Origin of the sequence: Micromonospora sp. NBC_01699 (genome assembly GCF_036250065.1) — a bacterium.
GTDB lineage: Bacteria > Actinomycetota > Actinomycetes > Mycobacteriales > Micromonosporaceae > Micromonospora_G.
In genome coordinates this window covers 6,108,648-6,131,165 of the sequence record NZ_CP109199.1, presented here as the reverse complement: position 1 = coordinate 6,131,165, position 22,518 = coordinate 6,108,648, and the positions used below count along the sequence as shown (strand labels likewise).

14 protein-coding genes are annotated in these 22,518 nt (G+C 69.6%); 10 read left to right on the top strand and 4 right to left on the bottom strand.

Translation table 11 applies throughout. From position 1 onward, the window contains the following. The first annotated feature begins 18 nt into the window (after positions 1-18). Complete coding sequence (npdG, locus tag OG792_RS24830; protein ID WP_329102780.1) at positions 19-717, top strand: NADPH-dependent F420 reductase; 699 nt, start codon at positions 19-21, stop codon at positions 715-717. 44 nt (positions 718-761) lie between these two features. Here npdG and panB read toward each other — a convergent pair whose 3' ends face one another. Both panB and OG792_RS24820 read right to left on the bottom strand, forming a co-directional pair. After that, positions 762-1,640 carry a 3-methyl-2-oxobutanoate hydroxymethyltransferase gene (gene panB, locus OG792_RS24825; RefSeq protein ID WP_329102778.1) on the bottom strand — a complete coding sequence of 293 codons (879 nt, stop codon included), beginning with the start codon at positions 1,638-1,640 and terminating at the stop codon, positions 762-764. A gap of 98 nt (positions 1,641-1,738) precedes the next feature. Further along, positions 1,739-3,628 (bottom strand): NAD+ synthase, encoded by a 1,890-nt coding sequence (locus OG792_RS24820; protein ID WP_329102775.1) that lies wholly within the window; start codon positions 3,626-3,628, stop codon positions 1,739-1,741. A 312-nt stretch (positions 3,629-3,940) separates the two neighbouring features. Between OG792_RS24820 and glnA the strand changes: the two genes are divergently transcribed. From glnA to OG792_RS24795, 6 genes are all read left to right on the top strand, one after another. Then, a complete protein-coding gene (gene glnA, locus OG792_RS24815) occupies positions 3,941-5,293 on the top strand; it encodes a type I glutamate--ammonia ligase (protein ID WP_329102773.1) in 1,353 nt (450 codons plus the stop codon). A 55-nt stretch (positions 5,294-5,348) separates the two neighbouring features. Then, on the top strand, positions 5,349-5,774 hold the full coding sequence (locus OG792_RS24810) for a hypothetical protein (RefSeq protein WP_329102771.1): 426 nt from the start codon (positions 5,349-5,351) through the stop codon (positions 5,772-5,774). A gap of 249 nt (positions 5,775-6,023) precedes the next feature. Next, positions 6,024-12,764, top strand: a complete 6,741-nt coding sequence (locus tag OG792_RS24805) for a polymorphic toxin-type HINT domain-containing protein (RefSeq protein ID WP_329102770.1) — start codon at positions 6,024-6,026, stop codon at positions 12,762-12,764. A gap of 161 nt (positions 12,765-12,925) precedes the next feature. Further along, positions 12,926-13,354 carry a DUF4265 domain-containing protein gene (locus tag OG792_RS24800; protein WP_329102767.1) on the top strand — a complete coding sequence of 143 codons (429 nt, stop codon included), beginning with the start codon at positions 12,926-12,928 and terminating at the stop codon, positions 13,352-13,354. 423 nt (positions 13,355-13,777) lie between these two features. After that, complete coding sequence (locus OG792_RS34795; RefSeq protein WP_442932304.1) at positions 13,778-14,281, top strand: HEAT repeat domain-containing protein; 504 nt, start codon at positions 13,778-13,780, stop codon at positions 14,279-14,281. 157 nt (positions 14,282-14,438) lie between these two features. Further along, the gene (locus tag OG792_RS24795; protein ID WP_329102765.1) at positions 14,439-14,990 is read left to right on the top strand and encodes a hypothetical protein; all 552 of its coding nucleotides are present in this window, start codon (positions 14,439-14,441) and stop codon (positions 14,988-14,990) included. A 131-nt stretch (positions 14,991-15,121) separates the two neighbouring features. On the opposite strand, the gene OG792_RS24790 is transcribed toward OG792_RS24795, so the two are convergent. After that, entirely contained in the window at positions 15,122-15,613 is a 492-nt protein-coding gene (locus tag OG792_RS24790) for a hypothetical protein (protein WP_329102763.1), read from the bottom strand. A gap of 146 nt (positions 15,614-15,759) precedes the next feature. Further along, the gene (locus tag OG792_RS24785) at positions 15,760-16,722 is read right to left on the bottom strand and encodes a S66 peptidase family protein (protein ID WP_329102761.1); all 963 of its coding nucleotides are present in this window, start codon (positions 16,720-16,722) and stop codon (positions 15,760-15,762) included. A 51-nt stretch (positions 16,723-16,773) separates the two neighbouring features. Here OG792_RS24785 and OG792_RS24780 point away from each other — a divergent pair, with 51 nt between their 5' ends. Genes OG792_RS24780 through OG792_RS24770 form a run of 3 tightly spaced genes read left to right on the top strand, consistent with a single transcriptional unit; the run spans position 16,774 to position 22,395 of the window. After that, the gene (locus OG792_RS24780) at positions 16,774-17,553 is read left to right on the top strand and encodes a type 1 glutamine amidotransferase (protein WP_329102760.1); all 780 of its coding nucleotides are present in this window, start codon (positions 16,774-16,776) and stop codon (positions 17,551-17,553) included. Then, positions 17,550-20,612 (top strand): bifunctional [glutamine synthetase] adenylyltransferase/[glutamine synthetase]-adenylyl-L-tyrosine phosphorylase, encoded by a 3,063-nt coding sequence (locus OG792_RS24775; RefSeq protein WP_329102758.1) that lies wholly within the window; start codon positions 17,550-17,552, stop codon positions 20,610-20,612. The genes OG792_RS24780 and OG792_RS24775 overlap by 4 nt, the downstream gene beginning before the upstream one ends. After that, a complete protein-coding gene (locus tag OG792_RS24770) occupies positions 20,605-22,395 on the top strand; it encodes a hypothetical protein (RefSeq protein WP_329102756.1) in 1,791 nt (596 codons plus the stop codon). Before OG792_RS24775 ends, OG792_RS24770 begins: the two co-directional genes overlap by 8 nt. The last annotated feature ends 123 nt before the right edge of the window (positions 22,396-22,518 follow it).

Sequence of the window (22,518 nt, the reverse complement as noted above, 5' to 3'; positions counted from 1 at the left end):
GTTTGGCAGGATGCGGGTATGGCATACGAGGCGAGCGAACTGCCCGACGTTTCCGGGCTCACCGTCGGCATCATCGGCGGCACCGGTGACCAGGGACGGGGGCTGGCCTACCGGTTCGCCCGCGCCGGGCAGCGGGTCCTGATCGGCTCCCGGTCGGCGGAGCGGGCCGAACAGTCGGCGAAGGAGATCGCCGCCCTGTCCGGCGTACCCGCCGGTGCCGAGGTGAGCGGCGCGGACAACGCCACCGTGTGCGCCGGATCCGACGTGGTGGTCATCGCCGTGCCGTGGGACGGGCACCACGACACGGTCGCCGCGCTCCGCGAGCCACTGGTCGGCAAGATCGTCATCGACTGCGTCAACCCGCTCGGCTTCGACAAGCAGGGCCCGTACGCGCTGCGGGTAGAAGAGGGCAGCGCCGTGCAGCAGGCCGCCGCGCTGCTGCCCGAGTCGCGGGTCTGCGCCGCGTTCAACCACGTCAGCGCGCCGCTGCTGGCCGACCCGGCGATCGAGCGGATCGACCTGGACGTGCTGATCTGCACCGAGGAGCGGGAACTGGTCGGCATCGTCGCCGCCCTCGCCGCCCGGATCCCCGGCATGCGCGGGATCTACGCCGGCCGGCTGCGCAACGCCCACCAGGTCGAGGCGTTCACCGCGAACCTGATCGCGATCAACAAGCGGTACCGGGCGCACGCCGGCATCCGGGTCACCGACGTCTGAGCCGTGACCGGGCGCGGGTTCTGCGCGCCCGGTCACCGCTCACGCTAGAACGTGTGCTCGGCGCTCGGGAAGCCGCCGTCGCGTACCTCGGTGGCGAACCGCCGGGTCGCGTCGGTGAGCACCCCGGACAGGTCGGCGTACCGCTTGACGAAACGGGGCGCCTTTCCCGTACGCAGGCCGGCCATGTCCTGCCAGACCAGCACCTGGGCGTCGGTGTCGGGGCCGGCGCCGATGCCGATGGTCGGGATCCCCACCTCGGCGGTGACCTGCTTCGCCACCTCGCCCGGCACCATCTCCAGCACCACCGAGAACGCGCCCGCGTCGGCGACCGCGCGGGCGTCGGCCAGCACCTCGTCGGCCGCGTCGCCACGGCCCTGCACCCGGTAGCCGCCGATGGTGTGCTCGCTCTGCGGGGTGAAGCCGACGTGTCCCATCACCGGGATGCCGGCGGTGGTCAGCGCGGCGATCTGGGCGGCGACCCGCCGGCCACCCTCCAGCTTCACCGCGTGGCAGCCGCCCTCCTTCATGAACCGCACCGCCGTACGCAGCGCCTGGGTCGGCCCCTCCTCGTAGGAGCCGAACGGCAGGTCGGCGACGACGAGCGCGTACCGGGTCGCCCGGACCACCGCCCGGACCAGCGGGAGCAACTCGTCCACGGTCACCGGGACGGTGGTCTCGTAGCCGAAGACGTTGTTCGCCGCCGAGTCGCCGACCAGCAGCACCGGGATGCCGGCCTGGTCGAAGATCGACGCGGTGTACTGGTCGTACGAGGTGAGCATCGCCCACCGGTCGCCGCGTTCGCGGGCGAGGGCCAGGTCACGGGTACGGATCCGCCGGCTCGCCGGCCCGCCGTACAGCGCCGTCACCTCGGGCTCCGCCGGGTCGGTCCCCGCCGTCGCGGGGTTGTTACCGTGTTCGGACATCACGACTCCTTCCACCTCAAGGCCGCGTTCGCGGTCCCCGGGTTCGAATCGATCGTCGCACCGCCGCGCCGGACCGGGTCAGAGTTCAGTGGAGGATTTCACACCCCTCGGGCGATTGCGCCGCGCTCGCGCCACCGGTTGGTGATCGGCAGCCGGCGGTCCCGGCCGAACGCCTTGATCGTGATTTTGGTGCCGGGCGCCGACTGCCGGCGCTTGTACTCGGCGGTATCCACCATTCGCAGCACCCGGTCGAGCATCGCCGGGTCGTGTCCGGCCGCGACCAGGTCCTCACGGCCCCGGTCCCCGTCGACGTAACCGACCAGGATCGGGTCGAGCACCGAATAGTCGGGCAGCGAGTCGCTGTCGAGCTGTCCCGGGCTCAGTTCCGCGCTCGGCGGTTTCCGGATCGAGTTCTCCGGGATCGGCGGCTGTTCGCCGCGGGCGACCGCGTCCGCGTTGCGCCAGTTGGCCAGCTTCCAGACCAGCGACTTCCACACGTCCTTGAGCGGGTTGTAGCCGCCGACCGAGTCGCCGTAGAGGGTGGAGTAGCCGACCGCCAGCTCGCTCTTGTTGCCGGTGGTGAGGACGAGGTGCCCCTCCTGGTTCGACAGCGCCATCAGCACCACCCCGCGTACGCGTGCCTGGAGGTTCTCCACCGCCAGGCCGGACAGCGACATGTTGGCCAGGAAGCCGTCGACCATCGGCTGGATCGGCTCCACCCGGAAGTCCAGCCCGGTCCGCTTGGCCAGGTCGGCGGCGTCCTCGCGGGAGTGTTCGGAGGAGTGCTGGCTGGGCAGCGACACCCCGACCACCCGGTCCGGACCGAGCGCGTCGACCGCGATCGCCGCGACCACGGCCGAGTCGATGCCGCCGGAGAGCCCGAGCACGATCGACGGGAAGCCGTTCTTGTCGACGTAGTCGCGCAGCCCCAGCACCAGCGCGGACCAGACCTCCGCCTCGTCGTCCAGCGGCCGGGCGATGCCACCGTCGGCGGGCGGCCCCGCCGGTGCGGGCAGGGTGCCGGCGACCGTCACCCGGGCGATCCGCATGGTGGTCCGGTCGCCGCTGGCGGCGTACCTGGTCCCGGCGGCCACCTCGTCGGTGGTCCCGGTGGCCGTGACCGTCGCCTCGGCGGCCCGGTCGGCGGTCGCCGCCGGCAGGTCCACGTCGTGCACGAGCAGGTGCTCGACGAACTGCGGGGCGCGGGTCAGCAGGGTGCCATCGGCGCCGACGACCATCGAGTCGCCGTCGAAGACCAGCTCGTCCTGGCCGCCGACCATGTTGACGTACGCCACCGCGGCGCCCGCCTCGGCGGCCCGGCGGCGGACCAGCGGCAGCCGTACGTCGTCCTTGTTCCGCTCGTACGGCGAGCCGTTGATGTTCACGACCAGGCCGACCCCGGCCCGGCGGGCAACCGCGAACGGCCCCCCGGCCTGCCACAGGTCCTCGCAGATGGTGAGCCCGACGTCGACCCCGCCGACCCGGACCACGGTGAGGGTGTCGCCGGGTACGAAGTAGCGGTCCTCGTCGAAGACGCCGTAGTTGGGCAGGTGGTGTTTGAAGTAGGTGGCGGCCACCGTCCCGCCGTGCAGGACGGCGAGGGCGTTGCGCGGCCCCCGGCTCCGGTGCGGTCCGGTGCCCGTGCCGGCCGGCTCGTCCTCGACCCCGTTCTCCCCGGTAGGTCCGTCGGCCGTGTGGCCGAACTCGTCCGAGTCGAGGTAGCCGAGCAGCACCGGTACGGCACCGAGGCCGTCGGCGTCGAGGTCGGCGGCGAGCTGCCGCAGGGCGGCCCGCGAGGCGGTCACGAACGACCTGCGGAACACCAGGTCCTCGACCGGGTAGCCGGTCAGCATCATCTCCGGGAAGACGACGAGCTGCGCGCCGGCGGCCACGGCGGTACGGCTGTTCCGGCGTACCGTCTCGGCGTTGCCGGCGAGGTCTCCGACGGTGGGATTCACCTGGGCGAGAGCGAGGCGCAGGGTGGGCATGCCCTCATCTTGCCGCGCCGCCGTCCCGTACGCGCGGGCCGGGGGTGGAACTGTCCTCTCATTCGGCGCGGGAAGGGGTTCCTGCGGACATTAGGGGTGGTTCGGGCGGGCGGGTTTGCGTACCGGGGCTACTGGAAAACGCTTGTCCTCGTATCTTTGGGATGGAAGACCATGAACGGGACAGTCGGCCGTCCCGCCGTACCGCCCGCGACAGAGATCACGTAACGTCGGCGTAACGACGTCGGGTAAGACTGGTCCGCTAGGTCGGGGGTCGGCTGGCCAGGTCAAGCAGGAGTGTCACGAGGGGTTGAAGTGGACCGTCAGCAGGAGTTTGTGCTCCGCACCCTGGAAGAGCGCGACATCCGTTTCGTCCGGTTGTGGTTCACCGACGTACTCGGCACGCTGAAGAGCGTCTCGGTCGCGCCGGCCGAGCTCGAAGCCGCCTTCGAGGAGGGCATCGGCTTCGACGGCTCCGCCATCGAGGGCTTCGCCCGGGTCTTCGAATCCGACATGGTCGCCATGCCCGATCCGACCACCTTCCAGGTCTTCCCGTTCGAGGGCGGGGTCAGCGGCGAGAGCGCCCGGATGTTCTGCGACATCCTGCTGCCCGACGGCACCCCGTCCTGGGCCGACCCTCGGCACGTGCTGCGCCGCGCGCTGTCCCGCGCCGCCGAGAAGGGCTTCACCTTCTACACCCACCCCGAGATCGAGTTCTTCCTGCTCGAAAACGGCCCCAACGACGGCTCGGTCCCGATCCCGGTCGACGCCGGCGGCTACTTCGAGCACACCACCCACGCCATCGCCCGCGACTTCCGCCGCCAGGCGGTGCTGTCGCTGGAGCGGATCGGCATCTCGGTCGAGTTCAGCCACCACGAGGTCGCCCCCGGGCAGCAGGAGATCGACCTGCGCTACGCCGACGCCCTCACCACCGCCGACAACATCATGACCTTCCGGCACGTGATCAAAGAGGTGGCGCTCTCCACCGGGGTCCAGGCCAGCTTCATGCCCAAGCCCTTCACCGACCAGCCGGGCAGCGGCATGCACACTCACCTGTCGCTGTTCGAGGGCGAGCGCAACGCCTTCCACGACGGCGGTGACCCGTCGAAACTGTCCAAGGTGGCCCGCGCGTTCATCGCCGGCCTGCTGGTGCACGCCCGCGAGTACACCGCGGTCACCAACCAGTGGGTCAACTCGTACAAGCGACTCTTCCCGCAGGCCCTGCCGGACCGGATCACCGAGTCCCCGGCGTACGTCTGCTGGGGGCACCTGAACCGGTCCGCGCTGGTCCGGGTGCCGGCGTACGGCAAGCCGAACTCGGCCCGGGTGGAGGTGCGCTCGCTGGACTCGGCGACCAATCCGTACCTCGCCTTCGCGGTGCTGCTCGGTGCCGGCCTCAAGGGCATCGAGGAGGGCTACGAGCTGCCGCCGGGGGCCGAGGACGACGTCTGGGCGCTGTCCAACGCCGAGCGCAAGGCGATGGGGTACGAGGCCCTGCCGGAGAACCTGTCCGAGGCGATCGACGTGATGGCCGGCTCGGAACTGGTCGCCGAGGTGCTCGGCGAGCACGTCTTCGACTTCTTCCTGCGCAACAAGCGGGCCGAGTGGGAGCAGTACCGCCGCGAGGTCACCCCGTACGAGCGCCAGCGTTATCTCGGGGCGCTGTGACCCGGTCGGCGCCCGGAGGTGGCGCGTCGGGGTGCGGCGGCGTGAGAATGGTGCCGTGACGAGCGTCCCCGCGCAGCCGACCCCACCCACCGTGAGTGGTGAGACATCGACGGTGGTCACCACGACCACCGGTACGGTGGTCACCACCGCCGAGGCTCCCGTGGTGGCGGTCAGCGTCGACGCCGACGCCACCCCCACGGTGGCGATATCCACCGATTCGCCAACGGTGGCCGTCACCGCCCGCCCCGGTCCGACGAAGGTACGGATCGAGACGCCCGGCGCCTCCATCGACATCGAGGCCCATGAGCCGCTCGCCGAGGTGGTGGACACCGCGCTGCGGCTGTTCCACGAGGCCGGTGGTTGGCCTCGGGAGCAGACCCGGTCCGCCGGTTTCGCGCAGACCGAACGGCGTGATTTTCCGCCGCCGCAGTCCAGTTCGATGCCGTATGCCCCGGGTGCGTACCCGGTCCAGCTGCCCTGACCATCTGTCCTGGTTTACGCCCCGGCCGGGCTGCCTGCCGTACGTCGTGACGGGTCTCCATCTGTCCCTTGACGTGCGCTTTTGTGATCGTCAGTTGTGAATGGATCTTGACGATCCAAGATCTTGATCTCTACCGTTCGTGGTCGCCTGTACCGGTACCGCCAACGGGAGTGTGTCGTGGTCAAGATGCTGGGATCGTCGCGCGTGTTCCCGTGGGTGTTCCGGGTGACACGGCGTGGGGTGTTCCCGATGGTCGTGGCGTTGGTGGTGTCGCTGTTGGCGTTCGTGCCGGCGCAGGCGGCGCCGAAGCCGTCGGCGGGGCCGGCGGTGCCGGACCGGTCGGTCGCGGTGGGCCGGGTGCCGGTGGCGAAGCCGGCGGTGGCGCAGTCGGCGCAGTCGGTGTCGCCCGCGCCGGCCGAGGAGCCGGTGTGGCCGGAGGCCGGTTCGGTGGTGGCGGACCTGTCCGACGGGCCGGTGTCGGTCGAGGTCGGTGGTCTGCCGGTCCGGCTGTCGCCACCGGTGGTGCGGGGTGACGTGTTGTCGGGGCGGTTGTTGGCCGATCTGGCCGAGACGTCGGACGTGCCGGATCAGGTGCGGCTTGAGGTCGCGGGTCGGGAGGAGGCGTCGGCGGCCGGGGCGGCGTTGTTGTTGCGGGTCGCGGCGGTGGACGAGGTGGCGCCGAGTAGTGGTGTGCGGGTGGAGGTGGACTACTCGGGTTTCCAGGAGGCGTACGGGGCGGGGTGGGCGTCGCGGTTGCGGATGGCCGAGATGCCGGAGTGCGCGCTGCTGGCGGTGGAGGACCCGGAGTGCGGGGGGCCGGCGGGTCTGGATGCGTCGAATGACCCGGTGGCGGGGCGGATCGCGGTGGACGTGGAGTTGTCCGACGGGTCGGCGTCGCGGGCGCGGGGGGCCTCGGTCGCGGCGGTTGGTGGTGGGACGGTGGTGGCTCTGCTGGCCGGTGCGGCGGGCGAGACGGGGTCGTTCAGCCGTACGACGTTGGCGGCGTCGGCCACGTGGCAGGCGGGTCAGTCCGGTGGCGGGTTCTCGTGGGCGTACCCGTTGTCGGTGCCGCCGGCGCCGGGCGGCCTGGAGCCGGACGTGTCGTTCGGTTACTCGTCGGCGGCGGTCGACGGGCGGACGAACGGGGAGAACACCCAGCCGTCGTGGCTCGGTGAGGGCTGGGACTACCACCCGGGTTACATCGAGCGGGCCTACCGGACGTGTTCGGACGATGGGGATGGTTTCCCGCCGGCGCACGGGGCGGCGACGCCGGATCCGTGTTACCGGGAGTCGAACGCGAAGCTGGTGTGGCAGGGGAAGTCGACCGAGATCGTGGTCAGTGACACGGACGGCAAGTGGCGTCTGGCCGATGATGACGGTTCGCGGATCGAGTTGCTGACCGGTCAGCACGGATGGTCCCAGAACGGTGAGGCGTGGCGGTTGACCACGACCGACGGGACCCAGTTCTACTTCGGGCGGCAGCGGTTGCCGGGCTGGAACACCGGGGACCGGGAGACGAACTCGGTGATGGCACAGGCGGTGTTCGCCAACCACACCAACGAGCCGTGTTACTCGGCGACGAGCTTCTACGTGTCGCGGTGCTTCATGGCGTACCGGTGGAACCTCGACTACGTCGTGGACGCGCACGGGAACTCGCTGTCGTACTGGTACGCGCGGGAGATGAACCGGGCTGGTATCACCGGTGTCGGTCAGTACCAGGTGCAGTACGACCGGGGCAGCATCCTGGAGCGGATCGAGTACGGCACCCGTGCCGGTACGGAGGCGGACACCGTGACCCCGCCGATGCAGGTGCTGTTCGGTACCTCGGACCGGTGCCTGACGTCGTGCTGGTCGGGTACGACGCCGGTGGCGGCGAACTGGCCGGACACCCCGTGGGACATCCAGTGTGACGCGGTGCCGTGCAACAACAACATCGGTCCGTCGTACTTCACGACGAAGCGGTTGACGTCGGTGACCACGCAGGTGCGGGTCGGCGGCGCGTACCAGGACGTCGACCGGTGGAATCTGGGGCACAGCTTCCCGACCACCACCGAGAGCACCGCACTGAATCCGCCGTCGTTGTGGCTGACCGGGATCACGCACACCGGTTACGACGGTGCGGGTGGGTCGCAGGCCCTGCCGGAGGTGACGTTCGGCGGCACCCGGTACGCCAACCGGACCGACTACAACGTGGCGGCGGCGGTCCCGGTGACGAACAAGTACCGGGTCACCCAGGTCAACACCGAGACCGGTGGCCAGATCGAGGTGACCTACGAGGGTTCGGACTGCACGACGACCTCGCAGGCGGACCCGGACAACAACTCGAAGCGGTGCTTCCCCCAGTACTACAAACCGGCGGGCTCACCGGCCGGGTGGTCGTGGTGGAACAAGTACCGGGTGACGCAGGTGGTGGAGCGGGACCTGGTCGGCGGTTCCCCGGCGGTCACCCACGCGTACGCGTACTCCACCGCCGGTGCCTCCTCGACGGTGCTGTGGCACCACAACGACGCCGACGTGTGGGCGAGGTCGTTGCCGCTGCGTACCTGGTCGGACTTCCGTGGCTGGCCCACCGTCACGGTGACCACCGGTACGACCAGCGGGGCGCAGACCCAGACGAAGTACCTCTTCTTCCGGGGCATGGACTACGACCGCACCGACGCCGGGCACGAGACCCGGCGGGTGACCATCACCGGCTCCGACGGCGCGGTCCACGGTGACTACAACTGGCGGGCCGGGATCGTGCACGAGGAGACGACCTACGCCTCCCCGGGCGGGCAGGCGCTGACCCGCACGATCCAGAACGTGTGGGGCGCGCAGACCTCGGCTCGCAACGAGAACCCGATCCACGCCCAGCCGCCGAACTCGCAGTCGGTCCTCGCCCAGGTCGACACCACCGACGGCTACACCTGGCTCACCGGCAGCAGCACCTGGCGACAGACCAGGAGCGTCGACGCCTGGGACGCCACCTACGGCACCCTCGTCTCCACCGACGACCAGGGCGACATCGCCAACGCCACGGACAACACCTGCACCCGCTACACGTACGCCCGCAACACCGGCGCGCCGTGGCTGATCGACACCGTGTCCCGGTCCGAGATCGTCGCCAAGCCGTGTGCGTCGGCGGTGTCGTACCCGGGCGACCTGCTCGCCGACGAGCGCTACTACCACGACGGCTCGGCCACCTGGGGCGCGACGCCGACCCGGGGTCTGGTCACCAGGACCGAGGAAGTGTCCGCGCACAGCGGCACCGCGCCGACGTACGCCACCACCGGGACCCTCACCTACGACGCGCACGGCCGGGTCCTGACCTCGAAGGACGCCCTCAACCGGACCAGCACGACCGAGTACACCCCGACGACCGGCGGCCCGACCACCAGCGTCAAGGTGACCAACCCGCTCGGGCAGGACGCCACCACGAACCTCGACCCCCGCCGGGGTGTGCCGACCACCACCAGCGACCTCAACGACAAGGTCAGCACCGGTCAGTACGACGCACTCGGGCGCCTGACGAAGCTGTGGCACGCCGGACGCAGTACCGCCGGCACCCCCGACGAGGAGTACGCGTACACGGTCAGCAAGACCGCCCCGAGCAACGTACGGAGCCGGGTCCTGGGCCCGAACGGCAACCAGATCGACGCGTACGAGATCTTTGACGGGCTGCTCCGCCCCCGGCAGGCGCAGTCCACCGCCCCCGACGGCAAACGCGCCATCACCGACACCCAGTACGACAACCGGGGCCTGTCGGCGAAGGTCTCCAGCCTCTACAACAACGCCTCCGGCCCGACCGGCACCCTCGTCTCGTTCGCCGACACCGACGTCCACACCCAGAACCGGTCCACCTATGACGGCCCCGGCCGCATAGTGGTCGACGCGCTCTGGTCCGACAACGTCTTCAAGTGGCAGACCAGCACCAGCTACGGCGGCGACCGTACGAATATCGACCCACCCGACGGCGGCGTCGCGACTACGACGATCGACGACGCCCGTGGCCGGACCACCGCATTGCGCCAGTACCAGGGCGGGGCGATCTCCGGCACGTACGACGAAACCACCTACCAGTACGACCTGTCCGACCAGCTCACCACGGTCACCGACCCGGCCGGCAACGACTGGATCTACGAGTACGACCTGCGCGGCCGGCAGGTCGCCAAGACCGACCCCGACGCGGGCGAGTCGACGTCGACCTACGACGTGGCCGGTCAACTGCTGACCACGACCGACAGCCGGGGCGAAACCCTCGCCCGGGTCTACGACGGAATCGGCCGGGTCAAGGAGATTCGGGACGACACCACCACCGGTGCCCTGCGCACCTCGTTCGTCTACGACACCCTGGCCGCGGGTCAGCTCACCTCGTCCACCCGGCACGTGGGCGCCGCCGCGTACGTCAGCGCCGTCACCGGGTACAACGACCGCTACCAGCCCACCGGCAGCACCGTCACCATCCCGGCAGCGGAGGGCAACCTCGCCGGCACGTACACCAGCGGTTCCACCTACCTGGCCAACGGCGCACCCGCCACCAGCACGCTTCCCGCCACCGGCGGCCTGCCGGCGGAAACCCTCACCTACGGCTACAGCCAGTCCGGCCTGGCCACCACCATGGCCTCGGCGAGCACCACCTATGTCGCCTCCACCAGCCACTACTGGCAGGGGCAACTCCAGGAGCAGCTTCTCGGCGCGGCCGGGAAGCGGGTGTCGCTCGGTTACGGCCTGGACGAGGCGACCCGGCGGCTTACCGGGATCCGGGTGAAGACCGAGAACCAGACCACGCCGGGGACCTGGGTCGACCGCGCCGGTGCCGGTTACTCCTACGACCAGACCGGCAACGTGACCAGCATCGCCGGGGACACCGACGGCGTCGGGGACCAGGTCGAGTGCTTCCGGTACGACTACCAGCGTCGCCTGACCGACGCCTGGTCCCAGGCGAGCACGGGTTGCACCACGCCGCAGCGTGCGGGCGCGGATCCGTACCGGTTGGCCTGGACCTATGACGTCACCGGTAACCGGAAGACCCAGACGAGCTGGAGTGCGACCGGCAGCACCATCGCCACGTCCAGCTACCCCGTGGCGGGTGGTAACCAGCCGCACGCCGTCAGCCAGGTCGCCTACACCGGGCAGACCACCCGCACCGACTCGTACGTCTACGACAACGCCGGTAACACCACCACCCGTCCGGTCAGCGGTGTCAACCAGACCCTCACCTGGGATCCCGAGGGGCATTTGGCGACCACCAGCCAGACCGGCCAGAACACGAGCTACGTGTACGACGCCGCCGGCAACCGGCTGCTGCGCCGGGACAGCGGCGGTGCCACCCTTTACCTGGGTGGCACAGAGTTGCGGCTCAACGGCAGTGGGCAGGTTGACGGCACCCGTTACTACAGTCACAACGGCAGCACCGTCGCCGTACGCGGTGTCACGGGTCTGACCTGGCTCGCCGCCGATCACCATGGCACCAGCCAGCTCACGGTCGACCCGAGCAGCCTGAACGTCACCCGTCGGCGCAGCCTGCCCTTCGGTGAGCCTCGGGGCACCCAACCGGGCGGCTGGCCCAGCGACAAGGGCTTTGTCGGCGGCACCCAGGACCCCACCGGCCTCACCCACCTCGGCGCCCGCGAGTACGACCCCGTCACCGGCCGCTTCATCAGCGTCGACCCGGTCATGGATCTCGCCGATCCCCAGCAGTGGAGCGCGTACGCGTACGCCAACAACACGCCGGTAACGGCAAGCGATCCGAGTGGATTGAAGCCCGAGTGTGGTGGTGGCACCGGAAGCTATTCGTGCAGCAACAGCGTGCCCAAGGCCAATGGACAGGGCAAGTGGAACGTTGCCGGCAGCAAGAGCACGCAATCGAATTCGAGCACTGGCGCAAAGCCCAAGCCGCCGAAGGCGCCGGGTCCCGTCAAGCCGAGTGGCGGCTCCAGTGCTGAGGACAGCGCCAAGGCCAAGAAGATCATGGAAACCAGCCTCGTGAAGGTCGTGATCGAGGCTGCCGGAGATGTGTTGCTGGAATTTCTGGGAATTCCGGACATTATGGGGTGCCTCGGCGGCAATCTTCTATCCTGCGCCATGGCGCTGATCAACATACTGCCCCCGGGTAAGGTGCTCCGTGCCGCGTTCAAGTCGAAGGCGCTTATCAATCAACTGAAGGCCGTAGGGACCGCCGCCAAGAAATGGGGCGAGTCGACCGCCTGGGCCAAGAAGGTACTCGGCAGTTGCCACAGTTTTGCTCCGGGTACGAAGGTCGTGCTCGCGGGCGGCGACACCAAATCGATCGAAGATCTTGGCGAAGGCGATCAAGTCCTGGCTACGGACCCCGAGACCGGGGAGACCAGAGCGCGCGAAGTCACCGACACTCACATCAACCTCGACACGGATCTTGCCGACCTCACGGTCACCTTCGGTGACGGACGTACCGAGGTCATCAAGACCACCCAGCACCACCCCTTCTGGAGCCAGACCCGCAGCTCGTGGATCGACGCAGTCGATCTTCAGCCTGATGAACAGCTCCTTACCCTGGACCAAACGCCCGCAACCATCACCCGCAACCACTCCTACATCGGCTCTGAGGTCATGTACGACCTCACCGTCAGCACTGTCCACACGTACTATGTAGTCGTCGGTGACACGCCAGTGCTGGTGCACAATACGAATACTCCAATTGGCTGTGGTCCCGGCGGTGTGCCAATTTACGACATTCCGGCCGGTTCCAGTGGTGGCCCTGGGGCCGGGCGGCGTATTCCACCCGGGATGTTGGAAAACTACAATATTGGCGTTAATGCTGATCCGAGTCTGCCGACGCCCCTTTGTTCCTACTGTCGGGCCAACCCAGCTACGAGTGTTGATCACGTTGAACCACGATCCCGTGGTGGGGATCTAACCGACGCAAATACTACGCCAGCGTGTACCTTCTGTAATAGTTCGAAGGGTGCTCGGGGGGAGCCGGTCAATCCGCCTCCGAATTACACCGGTCCGTTCCCGCCGCCTTGGTGGTAGCTGGTGCGGTAGCCTGGAGGCTCCTTAGCGGCTGTGTTCCCGACGTTCAAGTGCTCGGCGTCGGGAGCCAGCTTTTGGTGAGAGTGGGTCACGGCGTGTCCGTCGCGAAGTACATTGTTCATGAGTCTCCCGTAGGACGTACCGGCTCAAACTATCTAGCGATGGTGGATCTTGAGCCCTACGGCTTCGCTAATTCGCTGGAGCAGATTTGGTTAAGGCCCCTTGATGGCAAGGCTTACGAGGTTTCGTGTATTCCATTCCGGGTTTACGGGTTAGCGCTCAATGATGTGGTGGAGCTCGACTCTGATGGCAAGCGGATAACGGGATTGCTCAGGTCCTCAGGTCATCGCGTTTTCCGCATTTTTCTGGCGCCTGCGCTGTCTGTTCCTGAGTCGAGCGAAGTGCAGAATTCTATTACCCGTGCGATCATCGATGATGTTCTGGAAGCTGAGTGGAGCGGCGATCGACATGTTGCCATCGACGTGCCGATCGGTTGCGAGGTTGCTCGTGTTTGGGCTGCCATTGAACTCCTTGCTGCGGAAGAGAAAATTTACTGGGAATGGGGCGATGTGGAGCCGTTTCGTCGATGACAAGAGGTGTTGATGGGGATCGGGTCATCCGACTTGGCGCCTGCGTTTCGCATCAGAGGCACTGCGAAGTGTGCGTGCTCGTGGATGGTGACGATCGCCATCTACGACAACTTCGATCAGGCGGACCGCGCTTGGGTTTCGAGGCGGCTGTGAGTCCAGTACTTCGATGAAGGCTTGTCGGTTGTAGTGGCAACGGGGGAACTCGGCCCAGCGCCGGGTCGTCAGCATGCCGGTGAAGCGGCTGCGCGAGTTCCGAGGCAGATTCTTCGAAGAACAGCTATGGATGGCCGACTAAATTAGAGACCGAGGTTAGTGGCCGACACCGTTGCTGTCGTCTGCGCTTTTTTTGGCTTGTTCGGTCCGGCTTTGGCAATCGGGTTCCTTGTGTGCTGAACTGTGGCGTAGGTCGTCGAAGGAATCACGATGAGTGGACTCAGTGCAAATGAGATCGTGCTTGCCCTGAGTGGCGAGTGCAGCGATCGGCGATCCCTGATGAGGGAGCTGGTGACGAAAGCTGAAGCTCCGGAGTTGGTACAGGCACTTCGCCAGGCGGAAACGCCTTTTCTGCGGCAACTGATCTGTGATCTCTTGGCGCGGTTGCGTAACCCAGTTGCCCTAGACACACTCCTTGAATGCCTGGTGGATCCGTCAAGTTCGGTGCGGGTGGCTGCCGCTGACGCTATTGGTAAGATATTCGGGTATGTCGACTCGCCGCCGACTGGGCAACGCCCGAAGGTGTTCGCTGAGATGGTGGCGAGGCTCGCGGAAGAGAGTGCACCTTCCGTGCGGAGTACGCTCCTGCAATCATTGGCGCTGCTTGGTGACCGGAGTGTTAGGCCAGTACTTGAAGCTGCGCTAAATGAGAGTGATCCCCGAGTGCAAAAACAGGCCACCTGGGGGACTGGATATCTTGAGAGTAGGGAGTGAGTCGGCAGCGTTTCCCATCTATCACCGTGAGGGTGATGCTCATGAGGTGGGCGGGAGTTCGAGCCGATGTGAGCGGAGGCGCGCGATAAGAGCAATCGGCCAGAAATTTGATGTCCTAACCGGTCACCGTGCGAGGCATGAAGTGAACTATCGCCGGGTGCTGGTAGCGATTGCTGGTGCTTTGGTGATCGTCGTGTCCCTGGGAGTCGGCGTTCTGTTCTGGCCGGGGGCGCGAGATGATCTAGATGTCGAGCAACTACTTGTTCCTGATGCTGTTTGGCTGGAAGTGGCTCCCGAGGTCGAGATTCAGAAAAATGAGCGGTTCGATCTACCCAAAGATGGTGGGCCGATCAAGATTCGTAGATGGACTGACTCCAAGACGGAAACAGCGGTTCGGCAAGAGGTTTTCAGGTCTCGGAATGGTAATTCGGCCAGGCTGCGGTACTACGTAGAGGATCCGGAGCCCACGTATCGGGGCAAATTCCCGTCGGTGACGGCCACCGATTTGTCGCTGTCGACGGCTGATTCGGCTAAGTCCGTCTGTGTCCACACCGAAGCGGCGGATTGCTGGATGATCGAGTACTGGCTCAGATACGATAGGTTCCTAGTCAAGCTCATCCTGCTGCGCGATGACGGGCTCTCCGAGCGAGGTCTGCCGGCATCGCTTCTCTCGGGCGTGGAGAAATACATGTCGCCGCAGCTGGACTGATTTCGACAAGTGCTTCGGCGTGCCAAGCCGGCGGGAAGCCCGGAGGTTGACCCGAAATGGTTCATCGACCGGACGAACTGCGGCGCCCGACCCAGAGGACGTAGGAACCTGGGCCGAGCGCCGGAGCCGCGTTACTTCGGTTGGGCGTCGGGGCCGCCGCGCATGTGGCCGCCGAACCCGCCGGGCAGTACGCCAGCGTCGAGCGCCGTCGTGATCGCGTCCGCCTGTTCCTGGGTCAGTTTGCCGTCCTTGACCGCCTGGGCCAGCCGTTCCTTGGCCTTGGCCTGCCAGTCGACCGTCGGGTCGCCCTGGCGGTGCTCGCCCCTCGGCTTCCCCTCCGGCTTCTGCTGCTCGCGTACCTTCTCCAGGGCTGCGGTGACCTTGTCGGTGGGGATGCCCAACTCCTTTGCCAGCGCGTCGGCGAACGCGGCCGAGCGCTCGGGTCGCCCCTGCTGGTCGCCCTTCCCGCCGGGAGCCTTGTCCGGTGCGGAGGTCGACGAACTCGACGGCGCCGGGGTCGGGTCCTCGGCGAACGCGACGGTCGGTACGGCGATCCCCACCGCGAGTACGCCGGCAGCGGCGAGCCCGCCGAGCGCGGTCTTCCTGGAAATGGTCCTGAACATCAACGAACCCCCATGGTCGGTCTTTCGGTGCATGACCCGACCACGGTGGCGGACGGACCTGGACAGAGGCCGTGCCGAACCTATGCGCCACCTGTGAACAGGGCGAAAGAACCCGAATCGCCGGTACAAAACGGAGTAAAAGTCAGTTAACTGACCGCAGGAGAGACGGTCAGGGTGCCGGCGGTGGTGTCGAGCGTGGCGGGCGTACCGACGGGGACGGTGAGTTGGCCGTGGCCGTGCCCGATCGGCAGCCCGCCGAGCACGGGAACGCCCAGGTCGCCGAGGCGTTCGGCGATCACGTCGGCGACACTGACCGCCCAGTCGTCGGCGCAGTTGGTGAACTGGCCCACCGCCACCCCGGCCACCCCGGCCAGCACCCCGGACCGACGCAGCTGGGTGAGCATCCGATCCACCTTGTACGGCGGCTCCTCCACCTCCTCGATCAGCAGGATCGCCCCGGTCAGGTCGGGCATGTCGGGGGTGCCGAGCGACGACACGACCAGGCACAGGTTGCCGCCGATCAGCGGGCCGCTGGCCGTACCTGGCACCAGCACCGGGGCGGTCTCCTCGGTTTCCAGCCGGGTGACCGTGGCCGGCTCGGTGGTCATCAGCGCCCGGCGCAGCGACTCGGCCGACTCCGGCGGGGTGCGCTGGTCCAGCCAGGATGCACCGGGACCGTGCACGGTGGCGAGCCGAGCGCCGCGCCAGAGCGCGAACTGCAAAGCGGTGATGTCGGAGAAGCCGGCCACCACCTTCGGGTCGGCGCGTACCGCCGCCATGTCGACCGCGTCGACCATCCGCTGGGCGCCGTAGCCACCACGGGTGCAGAGGATGCCGCGTACGTCAGGGTCGGCGAACGCGGCGTTGACGTCGGCCGCGCGCAGTTCGTCGGAGCCGGCCAGGTAGCCGTGCCGGGCGTACGCGTGGGATGCCAGCACGGGGCGCAGACCCCAGGCGGTGAGCAGTTCCAGCCCTCGGGCGACCCGCTCCGGCCTGGTCGGCCCGGACGGTGAGACCAGCATCACCCGGTCGCCGGGACGCAGCGCGGCCGGGCGTACGGGCTGCGCGCCGGCCAGCGGGACGGCGGTGACGGGTCGGACTTCGGTCATGGGGTGCCAGCCTATCCGGATCGGGTTGGGCCACCGGATAGCCTCGACGTCGTGGCAACCGCTCTGGTGATCGAGAATGACCCGTCGGACGAGCTCCGTCGGCTGGGGGAGTGGCTGACCGAGGCCGACCTCGACCTGCACGTGCTCCGCCCGTACGCCGGCGACGCCCTGCCCGAGGACCTGGCCGGCTTCGAGGCGCTGGTGGTGCTCGGCGGGCACCAGCAGGCGTACCCGCTACCCGACGGCAGCCCGGACGCACCCTGGTTCCCGCAGTTGGAGGGCCTGCTGCGCAAGGCGGTCCGGTTCAAGGTGCCCACGCTGGCGATCTGCCTCGGCGCGCAACTGCTGGCGACCGCGCACGCCGGCACCGTCGCGCGCAGCGAGGCCGGGCCGGAGGTCGGTCCGGGCGTGGTCGGCAAGCGCGACGCCGCCGACGGCGACCCGCTGTTCAAGTGGGTGCCGCTGATCCCCGACGTGCTCCAGTGGCACCGGGACGAGGTTACCGAACTGCCGCGCGGCGCGGTGCTGCTCGCCGCCTCGACCCGCTACCCACACCAGGCGTTCCGCCTCGGCGACCGGGCCTGGGGACTCCAGTTCCACATCGAGGCCGACACCGACACGATCGCGAACTGGGCCGCCGACTCGGCGATCCTGGCCGAGCTGGGCTACGACCGGGACGCCGTCATCGCCGCCTCGGACGCGGTGATGGCCGACGTGGAGGAGGTCTGGCAGCCGTTCGCCGTACGCTTCGCCGCCCTTGCCCGGGGCGAGCTGGACCTGCCGGCGTCCCGGCTCGACCTGCCGCTGCTCCGGCCGCAGGAGCCGCGGTGACCAGACCGACCAGCGCACACGGGCGGCTCGCCCGGTACGGCTTCGGCACCGCCGACGGCGACCACGGCTCCCGCGCCGCCGACCTGCTCGGTCCGACCGGGCTCGGGCTCTGGGACGACACCGCGCAGGAGCCGGTGGACAGCTCCGCCGCCGATTTGATCACCGCCCTGTCCCGGTCCGCCGACGCCGACCTGGCCCTGCGTCAGCTGCACCGCCTGGTGGAGGCGGAGCGGCGCGCGAACGACGCGGAATCGGCCCTGCTGGGCGCGATGGCCGTCGATCCGGGGCTGCGCCGCCGGCTGGTCGCCGTACTCGGGGCGTCGTCGGCGTTCGGCGACCACCTGGTGGCCAACCCGGACCAGTGGCGGGTGCTGGTCACCGGTGCCGACGGGCTCGCCCCGCGCGCCGACGGCATGCTGTACGACGGCACCCTGCCCGGCGTCGACCTGCCGCCGCTGCCGGTGGTGGCCGCGCTGCGGCGGGCGTACCGGTTGAGTTTGCTGCGGATCGCGGCGGCCGACCTGACCGGCGGACAGGGCCTGGAGCAGACCATGTCGGCGCTGTCCGGGCTGGCCGACGCCACCCTGACCGCCGCGTACGACATCGCCGTCGCCGAACTGCCGCCCGGTACGGCACTGCCCCGGCTGGCCGTGGTGGCGATGGGCAAGTGCGGCGGCGAGGAACTTAACTACGTCTCCGACGTCGATGTCATCTTCGTCGCCGCGACCGACGACGACCTGACCGCCGCGACCACGATCGCCACCCGGCTGATCCACATCTGTGGGCTGGTGGCCTGGCCGGTCGACGCCGCGCTGCGTCCCGAGGGCAACCGGGGTCCGCTGGTCCGGACCCTGGCCAGCCACCTCGCCTACTACCGCCGCTGGGCCCGCACCTGGGAGTTCCAGGCGCTGCTCAAGGCCCGCCCGGCCGCCGGTGACCTGGACCTGGCGAGCGAGTGGATCGACGCGCTCGCACCGCTGGTCTGGACCGCGGCGGAGCGGCCGGAGGCGGTCGAGGACGTACGGGCGATGCGTCGGCGGATCATCGACAACATCCCGCCCCGCGAGCTGGAACGCGAGATCAAGCGCGGGCCGGGCGGGCTGCGCGACATCGAGTTCGCCATCCAGCTGCTGCAACTCGTGCACGGGCGCGGCGACGAGTCGCTGCGCGCCTGCGGCACCATCCCGGCCCTGCGGGCACTGGTCGCCGGTGGGTACGTCGGCCGGGCCGACGGTGAGTCGCTGCTGCGCGGCTACCGCTTCCTGCGTACGGTCGAGCACCGGCTGCAACTACAGGGCCTGCGGCGTACGCACACCGTGCCGACCGAGCCGCAGGCGTTGCGTTGGTTGGCGCACGCGCTCGGCTACACCGCCACCCCGGAGCGGGACGCGGTCGAGGCGTTCCGCGCCGAGTGGGTCACCCACGCCACCGAGGTACGCCGGCTGCACGTCAAGATCTTCTACCGGCCGTTGCTGGAGGCGGTCGCCCGGGTGTCCACCGACGGGCTGCGGCTGACCCCGGAGGCGGCCAAGCACCGGCTGGAGATCCTCGGCTTCGGCGACCCGACCAGGGCGTTGCAGCACCTCCAGGCGCTCACCGGCGGGGTGACCCGGACCGCCGCGATCCAGCGCACCCTGCTGCCGGTGCTGCTCCAGGAGTTCGCCGACGCGCCCGAGCCGGACCGGGGGTTGCTCAACTACCGCCAGGTCTCGGACAAGCTCGGCAGCACCCCGTGGTATCTGCGCCTGCTCCGCGACGAGGGGCCGGTCGCCCGGCGGCTCGCCCGTACCCTGGCCCTGTCCCGGTATGTCGCCGACCTGCTCGCCCGTGACCCGGAGTCGCTGCGGCTGCTCGCCGACGACACCGAGCTGGTGCCGCGCGATCCGGCCGTGTTGCGCGACGGGTTCACCGCCGCCGCCAGCCGGCACCTGCCCGGACGGGGCCCCAACCCGGCCGATCCGACCGCCGCGATCAGCGCCGTACGGGCGCTGCGCCGCCGTGAACTGATCCGGCTCGCCTGCGCCGACGTGCTGCACTCGGCCGGTTCGCTGGCCCCGCCGGTGCCGGACACCGAGGCGGCGCTCGGGCCGGCGGTGGCCGCCGAGTCCGACATCACCGGCACCGGGGCGGCGCTCAGCGCGGTCACCGACGTGACCCTGGCCGCCGCTCTCCAGGTCGCCCGCGCGGCCGTACCGGAGCTGCCCGGACTGCGGTTCGCCGTGATCGGCATGGGCCGGCTCGGCGGCTACGAGCAGAACTACTTCTCCGACGCCGACGTGCTGTTCGTCTACGACCCGCCGCCGGGGGTGGCCGAGAGCACGGCCAGCGCCGCCGCGCACGCCATCGCCGAGGAACTGCGCCGGCTACTCGGCACGCCGACGGCCGACCCGCCGCTCGGCGTCGACGCCGACCTGCGCCCCGAGGGCCGGCAGGGACCACTGGTACGCAGCATCGCCGCCTACGCCCAGTACTACGCCCGCTGGTCGAAGGTGTGGGAGGCGCAGGCGCTGCTGCGCGCCCGGTTCGTCTGCGGCGACGCCGACCTGGGCCGGGAGTTCGAGCTGATGGTCGACCCGGTGCGTTACCCGGAGCTCGGGCTGAACCGTACCGAGGTGACCGAGATCCGGCGGATCAAGGCGCGGGTGGAGACCGAGCGGCTGCCCCGGGGCGCCGACCCGGCCACCCACACCAAACTTGGCCGGGGCGGACTCGCCGACGTCGAGTGGGCGGTGCAGCTCGTCCAGCTCCGGCACGCCGGCACGGTGCCCGAACTGCGCGGCACGCGTACCCTCGACGCGCTCGGGGCGGCCCGCGACGCCAAGCTGATCGACCCGACCGATGCCGTCGTGATGGCCGCCGGCTGGACCCTGGCCGCCCGCGTACGCAACGCGCTGATGCTGGTCCGGGGCCGGGCCGGCGACCAGTTGCCCCGGCACGGGGTGGAGTTGGCGGGCGTCGTGCGGCTGCTCGGCGGCCACGATCCGGGCGAGTTTCTCGACCACTACCTGCGTACCGCGCGACGGTCGCGGGCCGCCGTGGAGCGCGTACTCGATGCCTGACCGGCGCCGCCCGGCGGTGGCCCTCGGTAGCCGGCGGTGGCCGTCGGGCGGACCGGTCGTCGTGGCCGGGGTGGTGGCGCTGCTGCTGGCGGTCGCCTTCCTGCTGGCCCCGAACATGGGCACCGACCTGGCCGCGCAGGTGGCCCGCGCGCACTTCGTCGACCGGTTCGGCGCCGCCCCGATCGACCTCGGCTGGTACGGGGGCATCAACCAGTTCGGCTACAGCCTCTTCACCGCCGCCCTCGGCGCCACCTTCGGCGTACGGGTGGTCGGCGCGGTGGCCGCGGTCGGCTCGGCGCTGGCCTTCGCCTGGCTGCTGGTGGCCGCCGGTGCCCGGCGCCCGCTGCTCGGCGCGCTGCTCGGTGCCGTGGTGCTGGTCGGCAACCTGGTCAGCGGTCGGATCACCTTCGCCGTCGGCCTGCTGCTCGGCCTGCTCGCCCTCTGCGCCGTCGCAGCGGCCGGTGGTGGTTCACGGCGATTGTCGGCGGCCAACGGTGGGCGGGGCTTCGGACCGGCGGCGGGCGGCGGTGGGCGGGGCTTCGGACCGGCGGTTGCCGGCGGCGGCAACGGTTCCGCGCGGTCGGCGCGGGTCGGTTGGCTGGTGGGGGCCGGGGTGCTGGCCGCGTTGGGCACCTGGGCCAGCCCGGTGGCGGGGCTGTTCGTCGGGCTGGCCGGCGGGGCGCTGCTGCTGGTCAATCTGCGTCGCCCGGTGCGTCCGGGTCCGCCGCCACGACCGGGAGCCCGGCGTACGGGACGGTGGCGGCCGGTTCGGTGGCGGTTCGGCGACCAGTTGGCCGGGGCACTGGTGCTCTGCGTTGCTCCGGCGGTCGCGTTGGCGCCGATGGCGCTGCTGTTCGGCAACGGCGGGGTGCAGCCGTACAGCTTTGCGTCGATGCGTACGAACGTGGTGTTGGCGCTGGTGGTGCTGGTGGTCGTACCGCGCCGGTGGCGGGCGGTCAAGGTCGGCGCCGCGCTGACCGTGGTGCTGCTGGTCGGCGCCTACTACCTGGACAGCCCGGTCGGCTCGAACGCGCTGCGGCTGCCGATGCTGTTCGCACTGCCGGTGTTGGCCGCCCTCGCCGACCTGCGGTGGCGCTGGCTGGTGCCGCTGCTGGCGCTCGCCGTCTGGTGGCAGAACCCGGTGATGGTCAGCGACCTGGGCCGAGCCGGCTCGACCGAGAGCCGGGCCGAGTTCTACCGGCCGCTGGTCGACGAACTGGCCCGACGTGGGCCGATCGGCCGGGTCGAGGTGGTGCCGCTGCGCGACCACTGGGAGTCGACGTACGTCGCACCGACCGTCCCGCTCGCCCGTGGTTGGGAGCGCCAGGTCGACGTCGACCGCAACCCGCTGTTCTACGCCGACCGCCTCGACCCGCAGACGTACCTCAACTGGCTCCACCTCAACGCGGTCAGTTACGTGGCCCTCGCCCCCGACAGCGTGCCCGACCGGTACGCCCGCAACGAAGCCGCCCTGATCACCGCCGGCCTGCCGGAGCTGCGCGAGGTGTGGCGGGACACCACCTGGCGGCTGTACGCCGTGCAGGACCCCGAGCCCCTGGTCGGCGCGGCGGGGCGGCTGACCGGATCGAGCCCGGCCGAGGTGACGTTCGTCGCCGAGGCCCCCGGCGAGGTGCTGGTCCGGGTGCACTGGTCGCGCTTCCTCAGCGTGACCGGGCCAGGCGCCTGCCTGCGGGCCACCAGCGACGGCTGGACGATCGTCCGGGTCACCACCGGCACCTACCGCCTCGGCAGCGACCTGCTCAACCCCGGCCCCCACTGCTGACCCCGCCCCGGTCACGCCTGCTCAAACCGCTCGGCCGCCTCATGATCCCCGAGGGTTCGGCTCGCCACAGCCGGCCGAAGTCTTCGGGACCATGTTTCGAACTCCTCGGACACCGGCGTGTCC

Coding starts and splice junctions, on each gene's coding strand:
- npdG (WP_329102780.1), top strand. CDS start 19: ATGGCATACGAGGCGAGCGAACTGCCCGACGTTTCCGGGCTCACCGTC.
- panB (WP_329102778.1), bottom strand. CDS start 1,640: ATGTCCGAACACGGTAACAACCCCGCGACGGCGGGGACCGACCCGGCG.
- OG792_RS24820 (WP_329102775.1), bottom strand. CDS start 3,628: ATGCCCACCCTGCGCCTCGCTCTCGCCCAGGTGAATCCCACCGTCGGA.
- OG792_RS24805 (WP_329102770.1), top strand. CDS start 6,024: ATGGTCGTGGCGTTGGTGGTGTCGCTGTTGGCGTTCGTGCCGGCGCAG.
- OG792_RS24800 (WP_329102767.1), top strand. CDS start 12,926: ATGGTGGATCTTGAGCCCTACGGCTTCGCTAATTCGCTGGAGCAGATT.
- OG792_RS34795 (WP_442932304.1), top strand. CDS start 13,778: ATGAGTGGACTCAGTGCAAATGAGATCGTGCTTGCCCTGAGTGGCGAG.
- OG792_RS24790 (WP_329102763.1), bottom strand. CDS start 15,613: ATGTTCAGGACCATTTCCAGGAAGACCGCGCTCGGCGGGCTCGCCGCT.
- OG792_RS24785 (WP_329102761.1), bottom strand. CDS start 16,722: ATGACCGAAGTCCGACCCGTCACCGCCGTCCCGCTGGCCGGCGCGCAG.
- OG792_RS24770 (WP_329102756.1), top strand. CDS start 20,605: ATGCCTGACCGGCGCCGCCCGGCGGTGGCCCTCGGTAGCCGGCGGTGG.